This window comes from Pseudomonas sp. D1HM (assembly GCF_019266105.1).
GTDB lineage: Bacteria > Pseudomonadota > Gammaproteobacteria > Pseudomonadales > Pseudomonadaceae > Aquipseudomonas > Aquipseudomonas taetrolens.
The window spans coordinates 190,049-209,442 of the sequence record NZ_LRMN01000014.1 but is presented as its reverse complement, the minus strand read 5'-3'; the positions used below and the strand labels follow the sequence as shown (position 1 = coordinate 209,442).

The window sequence follows — 19,394 nt, the reverse complement described above, 5'->3', positions numbered from 1 at the left end:
CGCGCGTACCGGATTCATTCTCTTGAAGCGGGCCGGGCAAGACGAAGATCCTGACCCGGCAGCCGCTCACATTCGAACCGGGGTCATCCTTACAATTCGGGCTCTTCACCTTTGTAGGCTTGTGAGTCCTTGTACAAATCATGAACGTGGCGCACCAGCACCATGATCACCGCCGCTACCGGCAACGCCAGCAATACACCGGTGAACCCGAACAGTTCGCCACCTGCCAGAATCGCAAAAATTACCGCCACCGGGTGCAGCCCGATGCGATCGCCCACCAGCAGCGGCGTCAGCACCATGCCTTCCAGCGCCTGCCCGACCATAAACACCGCCACAATGCCAATCATCGGATACAGATCACCGCCGAACTGGAACAGCCCGGCAATCAAGGCGGCGCCAATCCCGATGATGAACCCCATGTACGGCACGATGGCCGCGAGCCCGGCCATTAATCCAATCAACAACCCCAGCTCAAGCCCCAGCAACATCAGGCCAGCCGAATAGATCACCCCCAACGCCAGCATCACCAGCAGTTGCCCGCGAACGAAAGCGCCCAGCACGTCATGGCATTCTTTTGCCAGTGACACGACCTGCTCTTCATGCTCCCGCGGTAACAGGCTGCGAATCTTGGCCATCATGATGTCCCAGTCACGCAACAGGTAGAACGCCACAACCGGAATCAGTACCAGGTTGGCCAAAAAGCCGATCAGCGCCAGGCTTGAGGCCGTCGCCTGCGACAACACCACCCCGACGATGTCAGTGGTTTGCCCCATGTGCTCGGTAATGGCGGCCTTTATCTTGTCGAACTTCCAGAAACCATCGCTCAGTCCCAATTTGGCCTGAACCCATGGCATCGCCGTATGTTGCAACCAGTCCAGTATTTGCGGTGCCAACTCATAAAGCTTCAGCAACTGCTTGGCCAGCATCGGTACCAGTACCAGCAGTAACGTCATCAGGATGACGATGAACAGCGCAAATACCGTGATGACCCCCCAGGTCCTTGAGAAGCCAAACCTTTCCAGGCGGTCAACCACCGGGTCGAACATATAGGCCAGAACGATTGCGATCAGGAAAGGCGTGAGAATCGGATGCAAAAAATACACAAACAGGCATGCACCCAACGCCACGCCCCACCAAACCCATCGTCGCGAATCTGCCATGAACCATCCCATCCTTTATATAGAAAAGAAAAACCTACCAGCGAAACCGCAATTGCGGGGCCGGTGCTGCAACAACGCCAGGCGCTTGACCCACCACGGCCCCGGAAGGCGCCTCACCTGCCGGCACCTCTTGCAAGTGAGCCAGGCCCAACTGCGAACGCAACTGTTCGCTGCTACCGTTCACCTGATACACGATGCGATCACCGTCGACACGCTTGAGCTGGCCGCCAAATGGCTCCAGCAAGCGCCCCAACTGGGCATAACGCTCCAGCGTCATGCCCTGAACTTCAAGTAACTGTTCGGTTGAAACCCCGGGTTTGACCGCATAACGCGGCGCCAGTCGCTCGCTCACGGCCAGCATCACAGCATCAGCCAGCGCGGCCTGATCCGGCGCCTGAGCGCTGCCTTGCTCTTGCTGACTGTCTACCCACAAGCGCCACTGGGCACTCCACTGCCCCTCTTCTTCACGGGCATGCACCGCCAACAGGACATCCGCACCATAACGTTCGGAGGCCTCTTTCAACGGCGCGGGGTCACTGCCCTCAAGGTTCTCGGCCGTGCCGACCAGTTGTTCGCTCAAGTCTGCCAATGGCAAGCGTAGCGGCAACCCGCGATGTTGCGCCGCACGCCGCAAAGGCTCCGCAGCGGATTGGCCATCGCCTACCAGGCTCGACCCTTCTACAGAATCGCTCAACCACCAGCCCAGCAGCGCTGGCCGGTTGCTGCCCCACAGCGACAGACCGGCCTGAGACAAGGCCCGGTCAGTGCTTACCGGGTCAAAGTCCACGCGCAAGCTTTGCGGTGGACCGGCGTCATAACCGTATTGGCTGATGATTTGCTGTGGATCCTTGCGAATCGCCTCGAGCGCGGGACGCTGAATGGCCTTGGTATCGCCGGTGAGACGCAGCACCAGGGTTTCCAACGCCTTTTGCGTGGCCTGGGCGCGCTCCTCAGGCGCTTGACCGGTGACCGGTTCGTTAACCTGATACAGGCCCGTCAGGATTTCGGCGTGACTCGCCAGACTGAAAAAGGATAAGCAACCCACCGCTAACAATTGACTCAAACGCATGAAAGATTCCCGATAACAAAAACGCCTTGAAAGACTTCATAAAAGCAGGCGAGCAGAGGTTCTGACAGGACCCAGGCCAAATCATTCATACCCGTCGCGCAGTTTTCATTCAGTCATAAAAATTCAAAAGTGAACCGCTATACCTTATACAGGCCCACATGCAGACCCTAGCACGACTAAATAAGGTTTTTTTCACCGGATATAACCCTGCCCGTCGGCCCGAGGATGGCCGCTGCCTCACAAGCCTGATAAAATCGCGCGCCTTCGCAGACCGGCTATGGCCGGGCACTCTGTAAATGCTCTGTTTCACTCAATGAGCATTTGCCAGCGGGCCCCCTGAACTCGGTCGATACCCCCGAATCCCCCCTAAAGGCCTGGATTATGAGCAAGCAACCTTCCCTGAGCTACAAAGACGCCGGTGTAGACATCGACGCCGGTGAAGCATTGGTCGAACGCATCAAGAGCGTGGCCAAGCGCACTGCACGCCCGGAAGTGATGGGCGGCCTCGGCGGTTTTGGCGCCCTCTGCGAAATTCCGGCTGGCTACAAGCAGCCTGTCCTGGTGTCCGGCACCGACGGTGTAGGCACCAAACTGCGTCTGGCTCTGAACCTGAACAAGCACGACAGCATCGGCATCGACCTCGTCGCCATGTGTGTTAACGACCTGATCGTGTGCGGCGCCGAGCCACTGTTCTTCCTCGACTACTATGCCACCGGCAAGCTCAACGTAGAAACCGCGACCCAAGTGGTTACCGGTATCGGCGCTGGCTGCGAATTGTCCGGCTGCTCGCTGGTAGGCGGCGAAACAGCCGAAATGCCTGGTATGTACGAAGGCGAAGACTACGACCTGGCCGGCTTCTGCGTCGGCGTGGTTGAAAAGTCCGAAATCATCGACGGCTCCAAGGTTGCAGCCGGCGATGCCCTGCTCGCCCTGCCGTCTTCCGGCCCGCACTCCAACGGCTACTCGCTGATCCGCAAGATCATCGAAGTCTCCGGTGCCGACATCGAGAACATCGACCTCGACGGCAAGCCGCTGACCGATCTGCTGATGGCGCCGACCCGCATCTACGTCAAGCCGTTGCTCAAGCTGATCAAAGAGACCGGCGTTGTCAAAGCCATGGCCCACATCACCGGTGGTGGCCTGCTCGACAACATCCCGCGTGTGCTGCCTAAAGGCGCCCAGGCCGTGGTTGACGTGGCCAGCTGGCAGCGCCCTGCAGTCTTCGACTGGCTGCAAGAAAAAGGCAACGTGGCGGAAACCGAAATGCACCGTGTGCTGAACTGCGGCGTTGGCATGGTGATCTGCGTGGCTCAGGCCGACGTTGAAACCGCGCTGAACGTACTGCGTGAAGCCGGCGAGCAGCCATGGGTCATCGGCCAGATCGCCACGGCCGCCGAAGGCGCTCCACAAGTTGAGCTGCAAAACCTCAAGGCGCACTAATGCCTGATACCTGTGATGTAGTGGTGCTGCTTTCCGGCACCGGCAGCAACTTGCAGGCCTTGATCGACAGCAATGACGTCAAGGACAGTCCGGCCAGGATCCGCGCGGTAATCTCCAACCGCGCAGACGCCTTCGGCCTGCAACGCGCCAAAGACGCGGGTATCGATACCCGCGTGCTGGATCACAAAGCATTCGAGGGCCGCGAGGCCTTCGATGCTGCACTGATCGAAATCATCGACACCTTCAACCCGCAACTGGTGGTTCTGGCCGGATTCATGCGTATTCTCAGCGCAGACTTCGTACGCCACTATCAGGGTCGCCTGCTCAATATCCACCCTTCGCTGCTGCCTAAATACAAAGGCTTACACACGCATCAGCGCGCGCTGGAAGCAGGGGATCGCGAGCATGGCTGCAGCGTGCATTTCGTAACTGAGGAACTCGATGGCGGCCCACTGGTCGTACAGGCAGTGATACCGGTAGAGTCTGATGACTCAGCCAACAGCCTGGCGCAACGGGTTCATGCTCAGGAACACCGGATTTATCCGCTTGCAGTGCGCTGGTTTGCCGAAGGTCGCTTGTCTCTTGACGAGCAAGGCGCATTATTGGACGGTCAATTACTCGCGGCCAGCGGCCACTTGATACGAATCTAGGAGACATTATGCGTCGTGCCCTGCTCCTCGCCCTCAGCCTGCTGGCTATCCCAGCAGTGCAGGCGGCCGAACTCCATCCTTTCAAAGCCAGCTACACCGCCGACTGGAAACAGTTGCCGATGAGCGGCTCTGCAGAACGCAGCCTCAGCAAAAACGACAACGGCGTCTGGACCTTGAATTTCAAGGCCTCGATGATGATTGCCAGCCTGAACGAAGAAAGCACCCTCAAGCTGGAAAAAGATGCGCTGATCCCGCTGACCTACCACTTTGAGCGTGGCGGCCTGGGCAAGGCCAAGAAGGTTGATCTGGATTTCGACTGGTCAGCCAAGATGGTGACCGGCATCGACAACAAAGATCCGGTCAAAGTGCCACTCCTGACTGGCATGCTCGACAAGTCTACCTACCAGTTGGCGCTCCAGCGCGATGTGGCGGCAGGCAAAAAAAGCATGAGCTACCAAGTGGTCGACGGTGAAGACGTAGACACCTATGACTTCCGCGTTATCGGCCCGGAAGTGGTCGAGACCAAGGCCGGCAAAGTGGACGCCATCAAGGTCGAACGCGTGCGCGATCCGACCCAGAACAAGCGCATCACTGAAATGTGGTTCGCCAAGAACTGGGATTCATTGCTGGTCAAACTGCGTCAGGTAGAAAAAGACGGCAAGGAATACAACATCATGCTGCTGGACGGCACGGTGAATGGTCAGACGGTCAAAGGCAACTGAGTCAACGACAATCTTGACCAACAAAAAACCTCACTTCGGTGGGGTTTTTTTTGGCCTATTACCCGGCCAAAACATGAAACTTTTGTCATAAAACTATTGGTAAATTCGTCAACCTCCCCGTATTTAAAGGGCTGCAGGGGATTGCCGTTTTTAACAACATGACAGTGCGTCGACGGGGTGTTTACTTAGGAAGCTAACAGATTCTATAAAGAAGACCTGCGACGCCTTGCCGCAGGCCCTTACCAGAATTGGGAGCAAGCAGATGACTGTCAAAGTAACTGAACGCGACGATTCACATATGTCCCGCCAGCTCGTAGCCCACGGGGTGCATCTGTGGGACGTTCACCAACAGGATCTACTGGTCGGCATGTTCCACCGCGAAAGCGATGCTCAGCGCTACAAAGCCGAACTGGAAAGACTGGAAGCACAAAACAGCCAGGCCTGAACCACAGCAACTACAGTCTTGAAAAAAACAAACCCCGCCGAAGCGGGGTTTGTCACATCAGGCGTTACCACATCAGATCGTCAGGGATCTGATAAGCAGCATACGGATCGTCTTCTTCCGGTGTCTGAACCTCGCTCAGGATGTTGAGCTGAACGATTCGACGCGGGTCACGTTCCTGGATCTTGAGTGCCGCCTCACGCGGGATCACTTCGTAACCACCGGCATGCTGCACAATCGCCAGCGAACCGTTGGCCAGCTTGTTGCGCATCAGGGTATTGACCGACAGGCGCTTGACCTTCTTGTCATCAACGAAGTTGTAATAATCTTCGGTGGTCAGCTTGGGCAAACGCGAGACTTCGATCAATTGCTTGATCTGTGCGGCACGGGCCTTTTGTTCGACCTTTTCCTGCTGCTGACGGTTGAGCTCCTGATCGCGCTTGACCTTCTCGGCCTTGGCTTCAAGTGCCAGCCGCTGCTGGGTATCGTCCAGCTCGATCTGACCCTTGTGGGCCAGGCGCTGTTGCTTTTGCTTTTCTTTGCCGGCCTGCTTGGCCTGCTTCTCGTTAACCAGTCCCGCTTTGAGTAACTGGTCGCGTAGGGAAATGCTCATCTACTTACTCACTTAGGCAAACTCAGCCGCAGCTGGGCAAATTCTTTTCCTGGCGCTTGGCTTCGCCCCACAGGGCGTCCAGGTCTTCAAGGGTGCAATCTTCAATGGGACGCAGGGTATCGCGCAATGCCTGCTCGATAAACCGGAAACGTCTGTCAAATTTGCTATTGGCGCCGCGCAAGGCAGTCTCGGGGTCGACTTTGAGGTGACGCGCCAGGTTGACCACCGAAAACAGCAGGTCACCGATCTCGTCATGAATGGCTGCCGAGTCGTTGTCCGCCATGGCCTCCAGCACCTCATCCAGCTCTTCACGCACCTTGTCCAGCACCGGCAGCGCCGCAGGCCAGTCAAAGCCCACTTGGGCTGCACGCTTTTGCAACTTGGCGGCACGGGACAACGCCGGCAGCGCCACCGGCACATCATCGAGCAACGACAGCTGCTCGGGCGCACTGGATTTTTCGCTACGCTCTTCAGCCTTGATCTCATCCCAGCGGATTTTGACCTGTTCTTCACTCAAGCGCGGAATATCCACAGGTGCGTACAGATCGCCCGTGGGAAATACGTGGGGGTGGCGGCGAATCAGCTTGCGGGTGATGCTGTCGATCACCCCGGCAAATTCAAACCGGCCTTCTTCGCGAGCCAACTGGCTGTAATACACCACCTGAAACAGCAAATCGCCCAGTTCACCCTGCACATGCTCAAAGTCGCTGCGCTCAATGGCATCGGCAACTTCGTAAGCCTCTTCAAGGGTGTAGGGAACGATGGTGGCCCAGGTTTGCTTGATATCCCACGGGCATCCGTACTGCGGGTCTCGCAGACGGGCCATCAGGTTAAGCAGATCGTCGAGGTTGTACATCATTGCTCTCTTGGCAGAACGCGGTAGCCGCTGCCGCAGACTGCGATGGATTGCTGAGTGACCCTGCCCTTCAAGGTCCCTCGGCCCTTATCGCGACCTGCGGCAACGGCTACCGGTTAACGTGGCTCGCTACGCCCTATCCGGCGGGTTTCGATGATGTTCGGCAACTGCGAAATTCGCCCCAGCAAACGTCCCAATGCATCAAGACCCGGGATCTCGATGGTCAAGGTCATCAGCGCCGTGTTGTTCTCTTTGTTCGAGCGGGTGTTAACCGCCAGAACGTTGATGCGCTCGTTGAGCAGCACTTGTGAGACATCGCGTAGCAGGCCCGAACGATCATAGGCGCGGATCTCGATATCGACCGGGTAGGTCGACACCGGGATCGGCCCCCAGTTGACCTGAATCATCCGCTCGGGCTCACGGCTGCCCAATTGCAGGACCGAAGCACAGTCCTGGCGGTGAATGCTCACACCACGGCCCTGGGTGATGTAACCGACAATCGCATCGCCCGGCAACGGCTGGCAGCAGCCAGCCATTTGCGTCAACAGGTTGCCAACCCCTTCGATCTGGATATCCCCGCGCTTGCCCGGCTTGTAGCCCGTGGCCTTGCGCGGGATCAGCTCCATCTGCTCGTTGCCGCGTTCCGGCTCGACCTGTTGTTGCGCCAGGTTGATCAACTGCGCGAGACGCAGGTCGCCCGCACCGAGGGCCGCGTACATGTCCTCGGCGGTTCTCATGTTGGCCTTGTCGGCGAGCTTTTCGTAATCCACAGCAGGCAAGCCTAAACGGCTCAGCTCACGTTCAAGCAGGGTTTTACCGGCGGCAACGTTCTGGTCACGGGCCTGCAGCTTGAACCAGTGAACAATTTTGGCTCGTGCCCGCGACGTGGTGATGTAGCCCAGGTTAGGGTTCAGCCAGTCGCGACTCGGCGTGCCGTGCTTGCTGGTGATGATCTCGACTTGCTCACCGGTTTGCAGGCTGTAGTTGAGCGGCACAATGCGCCCGTTGATCTTGGCCCCACGGCAGTTATGACCGATTTCGGTGTGGACCCGGTACGCGAAGTCGAGCGGTGTCGCCCCCTTGGGCAGGTCAATTGCGTGACCGTCCGGGGTAAAGATGTAAACCCGGTCCGGCTCGATATCGACGCGCAACTGTTCAGCAAGTCCGCCGATATCACCCAGTTCTTCATGCCATTCCAGCACTTGGCGCAGCCACGAGATTTTCTCTTCGTACTGGTTGGAGCCGGCCTTGACGTCGGTGCCCTTGTAACGCCAGTGCGCGCACACGCCCAATTCGGCCTCTTCATGCATGGCGTGGGTGCGGATCTGCACCTCCAGAACCTTGCCTTCCGGGCCGATTACCGCCGTGTGCAGCGAACGGTAGCCGTTCTCCTTGGGGTTGGCGATGTAATCGTCGAACTCCTTGGGAATGTGCCGCCACAACGTATGAACGATCCCCAGCGCGGTGTAGCAATCGCGCATTTCAGGAACCAGCACGCGTACTGCGCGCACGTCATAAATCTGGCTGAAGGCCAGGCCTTTGCGCTGCATTTTGCGCCAGATGGAATAGATATGCTTGGCCCGGCCGCTGATGTCCGCGTCGACCCCGGTTGCCTCCAGCTCAGAGCGCAACTGGCCCATCACATCGCTGATGAAACGCTCACGGTCAAGACGGCGCTCATGCAGCAGGGTGGCAATCTGTTTGTACTGCTCGGGCTCAAGGTAACGGAAGGACAAGTCTTCCAGTTCCCATTTGATATGGCCGATGCCCAGACGGTGCGCCAGCGGCGCATAGATATCGAACACTTCGCGGGCGACACGGTTGCGCTTTTCATCCGGGGCATTTTTGACCGCACGAATGGCACATGTACGCTCAGCCAGCTTGATCAGTGCCACACGCACATCATCAACCATTGCCACGAGCATTTTGCGCAGGTTCTCAACCTGACCCTGAGTGCCCAGCACCAAGGACTGGCGAGGACTGAGGCTGGCGCTGATTGCCGCCATACGCAGCACGCCATCAATCAGCTTGGCCACCACCGTACCGAAACGCTGGCTGATCGCCGGAAGCTGAATCTGCCCCTCGCGTACGCCCCTGTACAGAATGGCAGCGACCAGCGAATCCTGATCCAGCTTGAGATCCGCAAGAATTTCAGCGATTTCAAGGCCGGTTCGAAAGCTCGACGTGCCCTCGGCCCACAGGTTTTTAGCCGCATTGGCTTGCTGTTCAGCCTCACGCGCGTACTCGCACGCTTCTTTCAAGGCTTCACGGTCCAGCGCCACATCGACACTCACCGCATGATCAAGCCATGCCTCGAGGTTGAGAGTGCCGTCGGTGTTGATCGGCTGGTGTGCTCTGACCTGTACCATCTTGCTTACCTTCCCTACAGCGCAGGTTAAGTGCGCTGAATACACTGACCCTAATCCCAACCCCGCACTACAGGGCCAAGTAGCGCGAAGTTGCGGGCCCGTCGAAATAAACAGACGTCCTAGTCTGCCTCAAATAACGCCATCGCCTCGACATGCGCGGTTTGCGGAAACATATCGAGGATCCCGGCACGTTTTAACCGATAACCCTGTTTCATCAACTCAACGGTGTCGCGCGCCAGCGTGGCCGGGTTGCACGACACGTACACCAAACGTTTGGCACCCAGGCCAGACAGCTTGCGCACGATTTCAAAGGCGCCATCGCGCGGCGGATCGAGGAGCACGGCACTAAAGCCTTCTTTGGCCCATGCGGCATCCACCAGCGGTTGCGACAGGTCAGCCTGTACAAACGATGCATTATGCAGCGAATTACTGACCGCGTTTTGCGCGGCGCGTTCGACCATCGTCGCAACCCCTTCGACCGCGACCACCTCGCGGACTTGCCGCGCCAGTGGCAATGCGAAGTTACCCAGCCCACAAAACAAGTCAAGAATCCGTTCGTCAGCTTGCGGCGCCAGCCACTCCAGCGCCTGCGCCACCATGGCTTCATTGACCCCGGCATTGACCTGGACAAAGTCGCCCGGGCGATACGCCAGCTCCAAATCCCACGATTGCAGACGGTAGCCCAGAGTCTGGCTCAAATCGACCGGTTGCGGCTCACTTTCACCATGCAGCCATAATTGGGCGCTATGTGTGAGGCAAAAATCCTGCAACACCTGCATGTCGGCATCGTTAAGCGGAGCCATGTGACGCAACAGCACTGCAATCGCCGAACCACTGAACAGCTCGACATGCCCCAGGGCCTGCGGCTTGCTCAACTGGCGCAGCATGGCGGGCAACCCGGTCATGATGGGTTGCAAGGCCTGTACCAGTACCAGGCAGTGGTCGATGGCCACGATGTCCTGGCTGCCGGCAGCGCGAAAGCCTACGTCCAGGCGTTTGGCCTTTGCATCCCAGCGCACCGCAATCCGCGCGCGGCGGCGGTAGCCGAACTCGGGGCCGCTCAGGGGCGCAGCCCAGGCTTCTGGCTCGACGCCAGCCACACGCATTAACTGCTCGGCCAGCATGCGCTGTTTCAAAGCAAGCTGTTCCTCGTGAGGCAAATGCTGCACGCTGCAGCCACCGCACTTTCCGGCATGGGCACAGGGTGCGGCACGGCGGATCTCACTGGCTTTGAATACGCGCTCGGCACGGGCTTCCACGATTTTGCCATGAGCGCCCAGTACCCGCGCTTCGACTTCTTCACCGGCCAATGCCCCCGAAACAAACCAGGTACGCCCTTCCAAAAAGGCAATACCCCGGCCGTCGTTGGCCAAACGCTCGATGTTCAAACGCTGTTTCTTGCCCGTAGGCACTTGCGGGGCACGCGTGCCGCCAGCGGGCTGGAAGCGCAGGCCTCTCTCTTGCTTAGCCATCAGTTGGGAGCATCGTAGATGCCGGTCGACAGATAACGGTCGCCCCGGTCACAAATGATCGCAACCATGACCGCGTTTTCGACTTCCTGCGACAGGCGCAACATGGCAGCCACTGCACCACCCGAGGACACGCCACAGAAAATGCCTTCTTCGCGAGCCAGGCGACGCATCACGTCTTCAGCCTCGGCCTGGGCCATGTCGACAATCCGGTCGACACGATCGGCTTGATAAATCTTCGGCAGGTACTCCTGCGGCCAGCGGCGGATGCCCGGAATCGCAGCACCTTCCATCGGCTGCAAACCGATGATCTGCACAGCCGGGTTTTGCTCCTTGAGGTAGCGCGAGACCCCCATGATGGTGCCGGTGGTGCCCATCGAACTGACAAAGTGGGTGATCGTGCCTTCAGTCTGGCGCCAGATTTCCGGGCCAGTGCTGGTGTAGTGCGCCTCAGGGTTGTCACCGTTGGCGAACTGATCGAGCACCTTGCCACGGCCTTCGGCCTGCAGCTTGTCGGCCAGGTCGCGAGCACCTTCCATGCCCTCTTCCTGGGTGACCAGAATCAACTCGGCGCCATAAGCGGTCATGGCCGCCTTGCGCTCGGCACTGGAGTTGTCGGGCATGATCAGGACCATCTTGTAGCCCTTGATCGCCGCAGCCATGGCCAGAGCGATACCGGTATTGCCCGAAGTCGCCTCGATCAGGGTATCGCCCGGCTGGATCTGGCCACGTGCTTCAGCACGGGCAATCATCGACAATGCCGGACGGTCCTTGACCGAGCCCGCAGGGTTATTCCCTTCGAGCTTGAGCAACAAGGTGTTGGTGGTGGCTCCGGGCAGGCGCTGCAAACGCACCAACGGAGTGTTGCCGACGCAATCGGCGATAGTGGGGTACTGCAATGTCATGGCGTATTCGCAATCCAGACTGCGGGGGCGCATATCATACCGACAAACGCAGGCAGCCCATATCACGCAAAGTACGAAGCTTATGGCTAAAGGGTATAAGGCCCTTGCTCACCCCCCGGCAGCGGCTTGTCTGGCGGGCAGGCACAGATGCACCTTCAACCCTTGCGCAGTGTTTTGTGCCCATAGCCTGCCCCCCTGCAATCGCAGCGCATTGCGGGCAATGCTCAGGCCCAGGCCGAAGCCCCCATCGCCGGGGCGAGAGCCGTCCAGCCGGGTAAACGGGGCGAAGATCCGTTCGAGTGCTTCAGGGGCCACACCACCGCCCTGATCTTCGAGCCACAAATGCCATTCGTCGCCTTCGCGCTGCCCACCGATACTGACAATGCCATCGGGCGGCGAGTGACGAATGGCGTTGCGCAAAATGTTTTCCAGCGCCTGTGCGAGGCTATTGAGGTGCCCCTGTACCCAGCAATCGGCCCCCACAAAACACGGCAAGCGCGCTTCAGGCCAGCCGCTTTCAAAACGGGCATTTTCAGTGAGCATCTCCCACAACGCCTGAATCTGTATGTCTTCCCGTGGCAAGGCCCCGCGTTCGGTGTCCAGCCATGCCAGCTGCAAGGTGTCTTCAACCAGCCGCTGCATGCCGTCGACTTCCCGGCTCAAGCGTTCCCGCAAGGCCTCGACACTCTGCTCGCTGTCGCAGGCCACGCGCAGACGACTCAAGGGGGTGCGCAGTTCGTGAGACAAGTCGCGCAACATTTGCTGCTGCAGGGAGATCGTGCTTTGCAGACGCTCGGACATCTGATCGAAGGCGCGCCCCAGCTCACCGAGTTCGTCCTGGCGGCTGGTGGTCAGGCTCGACAGGCGAACCCCCAACTGGTCGGCCCGCCATGCATTGGCCTGTTCGCGCAAATGATTCAGCGGCACGATCAGCAGGCGGTACAACCCCACGCACAACAGCAATGTGAACAGGCCGGGGATGAGGCCGTTGGTAATGACCCGCCATACCATCTGCGAACGACCCGGCATGTAGCGCTGGGGCAACTCAATCACCAGATAGCCGGCTGACAGGCCCTTGGGAAACGGCACCTTGATCCACGGCCGTGCCGTTTTGAGGTGGCTGATAGGCCAGTCCAGGCCGCGCAGAAAAGTCAGGCGCTGGCTTTCGGCGTCATTGAGCGGGTAGCTGCTCAATGCTTGCAGGTCCTGACCGATGACCCCTATCCAACCTGACTCCTTGCGCCCCATTGCCTGCAGCCAGCGATCCACTCCGGCCTGCTGCCCGGTCGCCCAGGCGTGCTCGGCCTCAGCGGCGTAGTTGAGCAGTGTGCTGCGGGCCTGTTCAGACAGATAGGCGGTGCGCTTGTCCATGTAGCGGCCCCAGGACCAGCTCAGCCAGATCATCAGCAAACAAAAGGCCACCAGCAAACACGCCAGCTTCCAGAAGACGGAGGATTTACCGGGCAGCTTATAGCGCATCGCTGGCACTCAAGACGTAACCCTTGCCCCACACCGTGCGCACTTCGCAGGCCTGGTAATCGATCGCCTTGAGTTTGCGCCGGATCTGGCTGACATGCATGTCCAGGCTACGGTCGTGGGCCGCATAGCCGCGCTGCAAGACATGCTGATAAAGAAACGGCTTGCTCAGCACTTCGTCGGCGTTGCGCCTCAACGTGTCCAGCAGGCGGTACTCGCTGCGGGTCAGGCCGGCCCAGAGCGGGCCAAAGCACACATCCGAGCGCTCATCATCGAACAACAGCTCGATCCCGGCTGACGCCTGATCCCCGGCGATGCTGACCGGCGGCAGGCGATCCAGGGCGACGCGACGCAAAATCGCCTGAATCCGCACCCGCAATTCGGCCACGCTGAAGGGTTTGGTCAAATAGTCATCGGCACCCAGATGAAAACCGCTGATGCGATCTTCTTCTGCGCCCAGTGCCGACATCAGGATGACCGGCAATGCGTGGGTCTGACGCAGTTGAGTGAGCACATGCAGGCCGTTCATGCCGGGCAGCAGAATATCCATCAGCACCACATCGAACGGCTCTGTGCGAGCACGCGACAACCCCTCCTGACCGTTCTGGCACCAAATGACGTCAAACCCGCAGCGCAGCAACTGCTCTTGCAGGTAAGCGCCCAATACAGGATCGTCTTCAATGGCCAAAAGCCGCGATGGGCTAACAGTTACGGGATTCATTAGCGTCTGCAAGTCATTCTCAATCGTCGATTATTAAAGATTGGGACGGGGGGAGCAACCGGCATGACGGGGGCTCTGCCAGACGGGATGACAAATTTTGAAAGATTTGCCCTGCCTCAAGTGGCTACACTGCGAGCTGATTCGGGTCTGAACACTCGTAGACTCATAAAAAGCTGGGCTGGAGAGTGGCGTGCTTAAAAATCTGGGTATCAAAGGCCGCGTATTGCTGCTGACGCTGTTGCCCGTGACCTTGATGGCAATGGTGCTGGGCGGCTACTTCACGTGGCTGCAACAGTCCGAGCTGCAATCGCAGCTGTTGCAGCGCGGCGAAATGATTGCCGAACAGCTGGCGCCGCTGGTAGCCCCCGCGATGGGCCGTCATGACAGCGCCTTGCTGGAACGCATCGCCACAGAGTCACTTGAGCAGCGAGACGTGCGGGCCGTGGCGTTCCTTGACGCCAATCACGAGCCCCTCGCTCATGCCGGGCCGATCATGCTCAATCAGGCGCCCTCGGGTAACAGCACACACCTGCTGCAACGGACCGATAACGATGCCACGCGCTACTTGCTGCCCGTGTTTGGTCGTCATCGCAATCTGGCCGGCGACATCATTCCCAGCGAAGCCCACCGCCTGCTGGGCTGGGTCGAGCTTGAGCTGTCCCATAACAGCATGTTGTTGCGCGGTTACCGCAGCTTGTTCGCCAGCTTGCTGCTGATTGTCACCGGGCTGATCTTGACCACCTTGCTGGCCTTGCGGTTGAGCCGCACGATCAATGCCCCTCTGGGGCACATCAAGCAAGCCGTGGCCCAGCTCAAGGACGGGCATTTGCAAACTCGCCTGCCGCCTCTGGGCAGCCATGAACTGGACGAGCTGGCCTCCGGCATCAATCGCATGGCTGAAACCTTGCAAAATGCCCAGGAAGAACTGCAGCACAGCGTCGACCAGGCCACCGAAGACGTACGGCAAAACCTCGAAACCATCGAAATCCAGAACCTGGAACTCGATCTGGCGCGCAAGGAAGCCCTGGAGGCCAGCCGCATAAAGTCAGAGTTTTTGGCCAACATGAGCCACGAAATCCGCACCCCGCTCAATGGCATTCTCGGCTTTACTCATTTGCTGCAAAAAAGCGAGCTCACGCCACGCCAGTTCGATTACCTGAATACCATCGAAAAATCGGCAGGCAACCTGCTCGGGATCATCAACGAAATTCTCGACTTTTCGAAGATCGAGGCCGGCAAACTGGTACTCGACAGCACGCCTTTCAACCTGCGCGACCTGTTGCAGGACACCCTGACCATTCTGGCGCCCTCCGCCCATGACAAAGGACTGGAACTGGTCAGCCTGGTCTATCGCGATACCCCGCTGTCACTGGTCGGCGACCCGCTGCGGCTTAAACAGATCCTGACCAATTTGGTCAACAATGCCATCAAGTTCACCCGCGAAGGCACCATCGCCGTGCGGGCCATGCTCGATGACGAGGATGAAAACAAGGTCGATGGCTGTGTGCAGTTGCGCATCAGCGTTCAGGACACCGGCATCGGCCTGACCAGCCAGGATGTCAGGGCACTGTTCCAGGCGTTCAGCCAGGCCGACAACTCATTGTCGCGCCAGCCCGGCGGTACCGGGCTGGGCCTGGTGATCTCCAAGCGCCTGATCGAGCAAATGGGCGGCGAAATCGGCGTCGAGAGCACCCCCGGCGAAGGCTCGGTTTTCTGGATCAGCGTCAGCCTGCCCAAAGCGCACGATGACGCCGAAGACTTGCCTGCTGCGCCGTTGCTGGACCGGCGCGTGGTTATTCTGGAAAAGCACGACCTTGCCCGCCAGGCCTTGCAGCATCAACTTGAAGACTGCGGGCTGGACGTCACCCCCTTCACCACCCTCGAAAATCTCACCAACTGCGTGACCAGCACCCACCAGACACCTCAGGCCATAGACCTTGCCGTGCTCGGTGTCACCGCCCTGGATACTCCCCCGGAACGCCTCAACCAGCATATCTGGGATCTCGAGCGCCTGGGTTGCAAGGTCCTGGTGCTGTGCCCGACCACCGAACTGGCACTGTTCAACACCTCGGTTCCCAACCCCCATAGCCAGCTCCAGGCCAAACCGGCCTGTACTCGCATGTTACGCCGGGCACTGACCGACTTTATCAACCCGCGACAGGTTCGCCCCGAGCCTGGCGAGTTGCTGGCCAGTCGAGCACCGCGGATTCTGTGCGTGGATGACAACCCGGCCAACCTGTTGCTGGTACAAACCCTGCTCGAGGACATGGGCGCCAAGGTCACGGCGGTCGACAGCGGCTATACAGCCATTGACGCGGTCAAGACCGTAACCTTCGACCTGGTGCTGATGGATGTACAAATGCCCGGCATGGACGGCCGTCAAACCACCGAAGCCCTGCGCCAATGGGAAAGTGGCCGCGCTTGCGCACCCTTGCCCATTGTCGCGTTGACCGCCCACGCTATGGCCAATGAAAAGCGTGCCCTGCTACAAAGCGGCATGGATGACTATCTGACCAAACCCATCAGCGAACGGCAGTTGGCCCAAGTGGTGTTGAAGTGGACCGGGCTGGCTTTGCGCAACCAGATCAGCGAAGCCCACCCGGAGCCGGCTCGCCAGCACGCCAGACTGCCAATACTCGATCATGATGAAGGCCTGCACCTGGCCGCCGGCAAAGCCGATCTGGCGGTCGATATGCTGGCCATGCTGCTGGCCTCACTGGACGCTGATCGCCAGGCGATCCTGCAAGCCCGTAATGACAATGACCATCACGCGCTGATAGAGCGCGTACATCGTTTGCACGGTGCAACACGCTACTGTGGCGTACCGCAACTGCGCGCAGCCTGCCAACGCAGCGAAACCCTGCTCAAGCAACAAAGCCCCCAAGCCAGCGAAGCTCTCGACGAGCTGGACCAGGCCATCTTTCGCCTGGCCAACGAGGCGCGCAGCATGGCCTAGTCATTTTATGCAGTCGCTGTCGCCATCACCCAAGGAAGAACCCATGCGCACTATTCTGTTCAGCAGCCAGGCTTATGACCGCGACAGCTTCACCGCGGCCCTGCAAAACGACGGTATTGAGCTGCACTTTCAGCCGGCACGGCTGAGCCTCGACACGGCCGCCCTGGCTCACGGTCACGAAGTGGTCTGCCCGTTTATCAATGACGATCTGAGCGCCCCCGTGCTGGAGCAACTGGCCGCCGGCGGCACGCGCCTGATTGCCCTGCGCTCGGCCGGCTACAACCACGTTGATTTGCCAGCCGCCAGGCAGTTGGGCTTAAGCGTCGTACGCGTGCCCGCGTACTCTCCCCATGCCGTGGCCGAACATGCCGTGGCCTTGATTCTTGCCCTGAACCGGCGCTTGCACAGGGCCTATAACCGCACCCGCGAAGGCGACTTCACCCTGCACGGGCTGACCGGCTTTGATCTGGTCGGCAAAACCGTCGGGGTGGTAGGCACGGGCCAGATTGGTTCAACCTTTGCCAAGATCATGGCCGGCTTCGGTTGCAAACTGCTGTGTTTCGATCCGTACCCGAATCCTGAACTTCAAGCCTTGGGCGCGCAGTATGTCGACCTGCCCGAGCTGCTGGCAGGCTCGCATATCATCAGCCTGCATTGCCCGCTGACCGCCCACAACAAGCACCTGATCAACAGCGCCAGCCTGGCGACCCTCAAACGCGGCGCCATGCTGATCAATACCGGGCGCGGCGCCCTGGTAGACACACCGGCACTGATCGACGCGCTTAAAAATGGTCAGTTGGGGTATCTGGGGCTGGATGTGTACGAAGAGGAAGCGCAGCTGTTCTTCGAGGATCGCTCGGATCTGCCCCTGCAGGATGATGTGCTGGCACGTTTACTGACGTTTCCCAATGTCATTATCACTGCGCATCAGGCGTTCCTCACCCATGAGGCGCTGAACGCCATTGCCAGCACCACGCTGGACAATATCGCGGCCTGGAAAAACGGCACGCCGCATAACCTGATCGACGGTTGATCACTCAAGCCTGGTGGGCTGCGTGCTAGCATAGCGGCCTATTTGGAGGACCCATGGTCGAACACGATTTCCGCTACAGCCTGCTCAACCCGCAGCACACCCTGATTGAATGCCGCGCCCTGATGCCGGGCCGCTATCAAGTCACCGGCAATGGTGGTTCGATTCAGAACGACGATGTGCTGATTGTCACCCTCAAGGGCAGCAAGGACTTGTCCATGCGCCTGACCGTCGAAAAGGTTCGTCATCTGATCAACCCGCGCGGCCAGTGGGTTGCCGTGGCCCGGGGACCGGTTTTCGGTGAGTTGGCGATTCATGAATGGCAGGTCAACTGCGATAGCTGTGCCAAAGAACTGAAATTCGAGTTCGCTGTCGACGCCAAGCTGGGCACCAAGGCGCAAAAACCTGCGGCCAGCGCGCGTATTGCCGAGTTGGGCTGGAGCACCGAAGGCAGCAAGCACCAGTGCCCGCAATGCCAGAAGGCCGCGCAATGAAACGCCTGACCCTCATGGCATTACTGGGCGCAAGCCTGGTGGGCTGTGCAGGTGATCCGGTGAAATTGCAGCAGAACCACACCTATGTACTGGAGTGGATCGGTGAACGACCGTTGATCGACAACAGTCATTTGACCGTCACCCTGGACGATGCCGGGCGGGCGTATGGCAGTGGCGGTTGCAACCATTGGTTCGCACCCTACACCCTTAACGGCCACACCCTGACCTTCGGCGGTGTGGGCAGCACTCGCAAAGCCTGCGCCCCGGCGTTGATGGAGCAAGAGCAACGGTTCTTCGAAGCGCTGCAAACCGTCGAACGCTGGGACATCTCCCCGATCGAACAAGTGCGCTTCTGGCCTGCTCAAGGCAAACCCCTGCGGTTGTGGCCTGAAGAGGGCTGACACCCTTTTGCAGGAGCGGGCGTGCTCGCTCCTGCAAGACACACGTTCTTAACCGCGCAATTCCTTAAGTTTGGCCAATACCCCTGCGGCGGTCTGCTCGCCGAGCATCTGTGCCCGTACCTTGCCTTTGTCGTCGATGATGTAGGTCACCGGCAATGCTTCACTGCGCGGCAACTCGAATTGCTCGGCCGGGTCCTGGGCCAATACGGTGAAGGTAATCCCCAGGGCCGTACTGGCGTCACTCAACTCCTTGCCCTGCAGACCATCGAAGTTCACCCCGAACACCTCGACCGATTGCCCCTGGAGTTGTTTATCCAGCGCATTGAGTTCCGGAATCTCAATCCGGCACGGTCCGCACCATTCAGCCCAGTAGTTGATGACTTTCCACTGTTTGTCCAGACGCTCGGAAGCGATCTTCTGGCCGTGCTGGTCGACCCCGTAGTCATTCCCGCAACCGGTCAGCAATAACGTGGCAGTGATGGCAGCCAGCGCCATGAGTCGCTTAAACATGTGTTGATCCTTCTCGATGAATGCATACAAAAACCATTGGACGGCGGCCATTTACCGCATTGGGTTCAGGCGCGCCCGTCAGGCAGGTAGAATAGCCGCCACCTTACGCAA

Annotated in this window: 18 protein-coding genes; 8 read left to right on the top strand and 10 right to left on the bottom strand. The window is 59.1% G+C overall.

What is annotated here, in order from left to right; all coding sequences use genetic code 11:
• Positions 1 to 89: 89 nt before the first annotated feature.
• Positions 90 to 1,160 (bottom strand): AI-2E family transporter, encoded by a 1,071-nt coding sequence (locus AWM69_RS15285; protein WP_131652414.1) that lies wholly within the window; start codon positions 1,158 to 1,160, stop codon positions 90 to 92.
• A gap of 34 nt (positions 1,161 to 1,194) precedes the next feature.
• On the bottom strand, positions 1,195 to 2,229 hold the full coding sequence (locus tag AWM69_RS15280) for a DUF2066 domain-containing protein (protein WP_131652413.1): 1,035 nt from the start codon (positions 2,227 to 2,229) through the stop codon (positions 1,195 to 1,197).
• 381 nt (positions 2,230 to 2,610) lie between these two features.
• Here AWM69_RS15280 and purM point away from each other — a divergent pair, with 381 nt between their 5' ends.
• The 4 genes from purM to AWM69_RS15260 all read left to right on the top strand — a co-directional run bounded on the left by purM (position 2,611) and on the right by AWM69_RS15260 (position 5,486).
• Complete coding sequence (purM, locus tag AWM69_RS15275; RefSeq protein ID WP_048377893.1) at positions 2,611 to 3,669, top strand: phosphoribosylformylglycinamidine cyclo-ligase; 1,059 nt, start codon at positions 2,611 to 2,613, stop codon at positions 3,667 to 3,669.
• Positions 3,669 to 4,319: a phosphoribosylglycinamide formyltransferase gene (gene purN, locus AWM69_RS15270; RefSeq protein ID WP_131652412.1), complete on the top strand. Its 651-nt coding sequence runs from the start codon at positions 3,669 to 3,671 to the stop codon at positions 4,317 to 4,319. Before purM ends, purN begins: the two co-directional genes overlap by 1 nt.
• Before the next feature lie 8 nt (positions 4,320 to 4,327).
• Positions 4,328 to 5,041 carry a DUF3108 domain-containing protein gene (locus AWM69_RS15265; protein ID WP_131652411.1) on the top strand — a complete coding sequence of 238 codons (714 nt, stop codon included), beginning with the start codon at positions 4,328 to 4,330 and terminating at the stop codon, positions 5,039 to 5,041.
• 262 nt (positions 5,042 to 5,303) lie between these two features.
• Entirely contained in the window at positions 5,304 to 5,486 is a 183-nt protein-coding gene (locus AWM69_RS15260; protein WP_131652410.1) for a hypothetical protein, read from the top strand.
• A gap of 64 nt (positions 5,487 to 5,550) precedes the next feature.
• On the opposite strand, the gene AWM69_RS15255 is transcribed toward AWM69_RS15260, so the two are convergent.
• The 7 genes from AWM69_RS15255 to AWM69_RS15225 form a co-directional block, all read right to left on the bottom strand.
• Entirely contained in the window at positions 5,551 to 6,096 is a 546-nt protein-coding gene (locus tag AWM69_RS15255) for a DUF2058 domain-containing protein (protein WP_048377897.1), read from the bottom strand.
• 22 nt (positions 6,097 to 6,118) lie between these two features.
• Positions 6,119 to 6,952, bottom strand: a complete 834-nt coding sequence (gene mazG / locus AWM69_RS15250) for a nucleoside triphosphate pyrophosphohydrolase (RefSeq protein WP_218727403.1) — start codon at positions 6,950 to 6,952, stop codon at positions 6,119 to 6,121.
• Positions 6,953 to 7,068: 116 nt separating this feature from the next.
• A complete protein-coding gene (gene relA / locus AWM69_RS15245) occupies positions 7,069 to 9,321 on the bottom strand; it encodes a GTP diphosphokinase (RefSeq protein ID WP_131652409.1) in 2,253 nt (750 codons plus the stop codon).
• 119 nt (positions 9,322 to 9,440) lie between these two features.
• Positions 9,441 to 10,793, bottom strand: a complete 1,353-nt coding sequence (rlmD, locus tag AWM69_RS15240; protein WP_131652408.1) for a 23S rRNA (uracil(1939)-C(5))-methyltransferase RlmD — start codon at positions 10,791 to 10,793, stop codon at positions 9,441 to 9,443.
• The gene (cysM, locus tag AWM69_RS15235; RefSeq protein ID WP_218727467.1) at positions 10,793 to 11,695 is read right to left on the bottom strand and encodes a cysteine synthase CysM; all 903 of its coding nucleotides are present in this window, start codon (positions 11,693 to 11,695) and stop codon (positions 10,793 to 10,795) included. The genes rlmD and cysM overlap by 1 nt, the downstream gene beginning before the upstream one ends.
• 108 nt (positions 11,696 to 11,803) lie before the next feature.
• Complete coding sequence (locus AWM69_RS15230; RefSeq protein WP_218727401.1) at positions 11,804 to 13,174, bottom strand: sensor histidine kinase; 1,371 nt, start codon at positions 13,172 to 13,174, stop codon at positions 11,804 to 11,806.
• Positions 13,164 to 13,892, bottom strand: a complete 729-nt coding sequence (locus AWM69_RS15225; RefSeq protein WP_218727400.1) for a response regulator transcription factor — start codon at positions 13,890 to 13,892, stop codon at positions 13,164 to 13,166. The genes AWM69_RS15230 and AWM69_RS15225 overlap by 11 nt, the downstream gene beginning before the upstream one ends.
• 190 nt (positions 13,893 to 14,082) lie before the next feature.
• Here AWM69_RS15225 and AWM69_RS15220 point away from each other — a divergent pair, with 190 nt between their 5' ends.
• The 4 genes from AWM69_RS15220 to AWM69_RS15205 are packed head-to-tail and all read left to right on the top strand — an operon-like array spanning position 14,083 to position 18,773.
• Positions 14,083 to 16,848 carry a response regulator gene (locus AWM69_RS15220; protein ID WP_218727398.1) on the top strand — a complete coding sequence of 922 codons (2,766 nt, stop codon included), beginning with the start codon at positions 14,083 to 14,085 and terminating at the stop codon, positions 16,846 to 16,848.
• A 43-nt stretch (positions 16,849 to 16,891) separates the two neighbouring features.
• Positions 16,892 to 17,881: a 2-hydroxyacid dehydrogenase gene (locus AWM69_RS15215; RefSeq protein ID WP_218727396.1), complete on the top strand. Its 990-nt coding sequence runs from the start codon at positions 16,892 to 16,894 to the stop codon at positions 17,879 to 17,881.
• 53 nt (positions 17,882 to 17,934) lie between these two features.
• A complete protein-coding gene (locus AWM69_RS15210; protein WP_048377906.1) occupies positions 17,935 to 18,372 on the top strand; it encodes a hypothetical protein in 438 nt (145 codons plus the stop codon).
• Positions 18,369 to 18,773, top strand: a complete 405-nt coding sequence (locus AWM69_RS15205) for an META domain-containing protein (protein WP_218727395.1) — start codon at positions 18,369 to 18,371, stop codon at positions 18,771 to 18,773. Before AWM69_RS15210 ends, AWM69_RS15205 begins: the two co-directional genes overlap by 4 nt.
• A 48-nt stretch (positions 18,774 to 18,821) precedes the next feature.
• On the opposite strand, the gene AWM69_RS15200 is transcribed toward AWM69_RS15205, so the two are convergent.
• Complete coding sequence (locus AWM69_RS15200) at positions 18,822 to 19,283, bottom strand: TlpA disulfide reductase family protein (protein WP_048378443.1); 462 nt, start codon at positions 19,281 to 19,283, stop codon at positions 18,822 to 18,824.
• Positions 19,284 to 19,394: the final 111 nt, after the last annotated feature.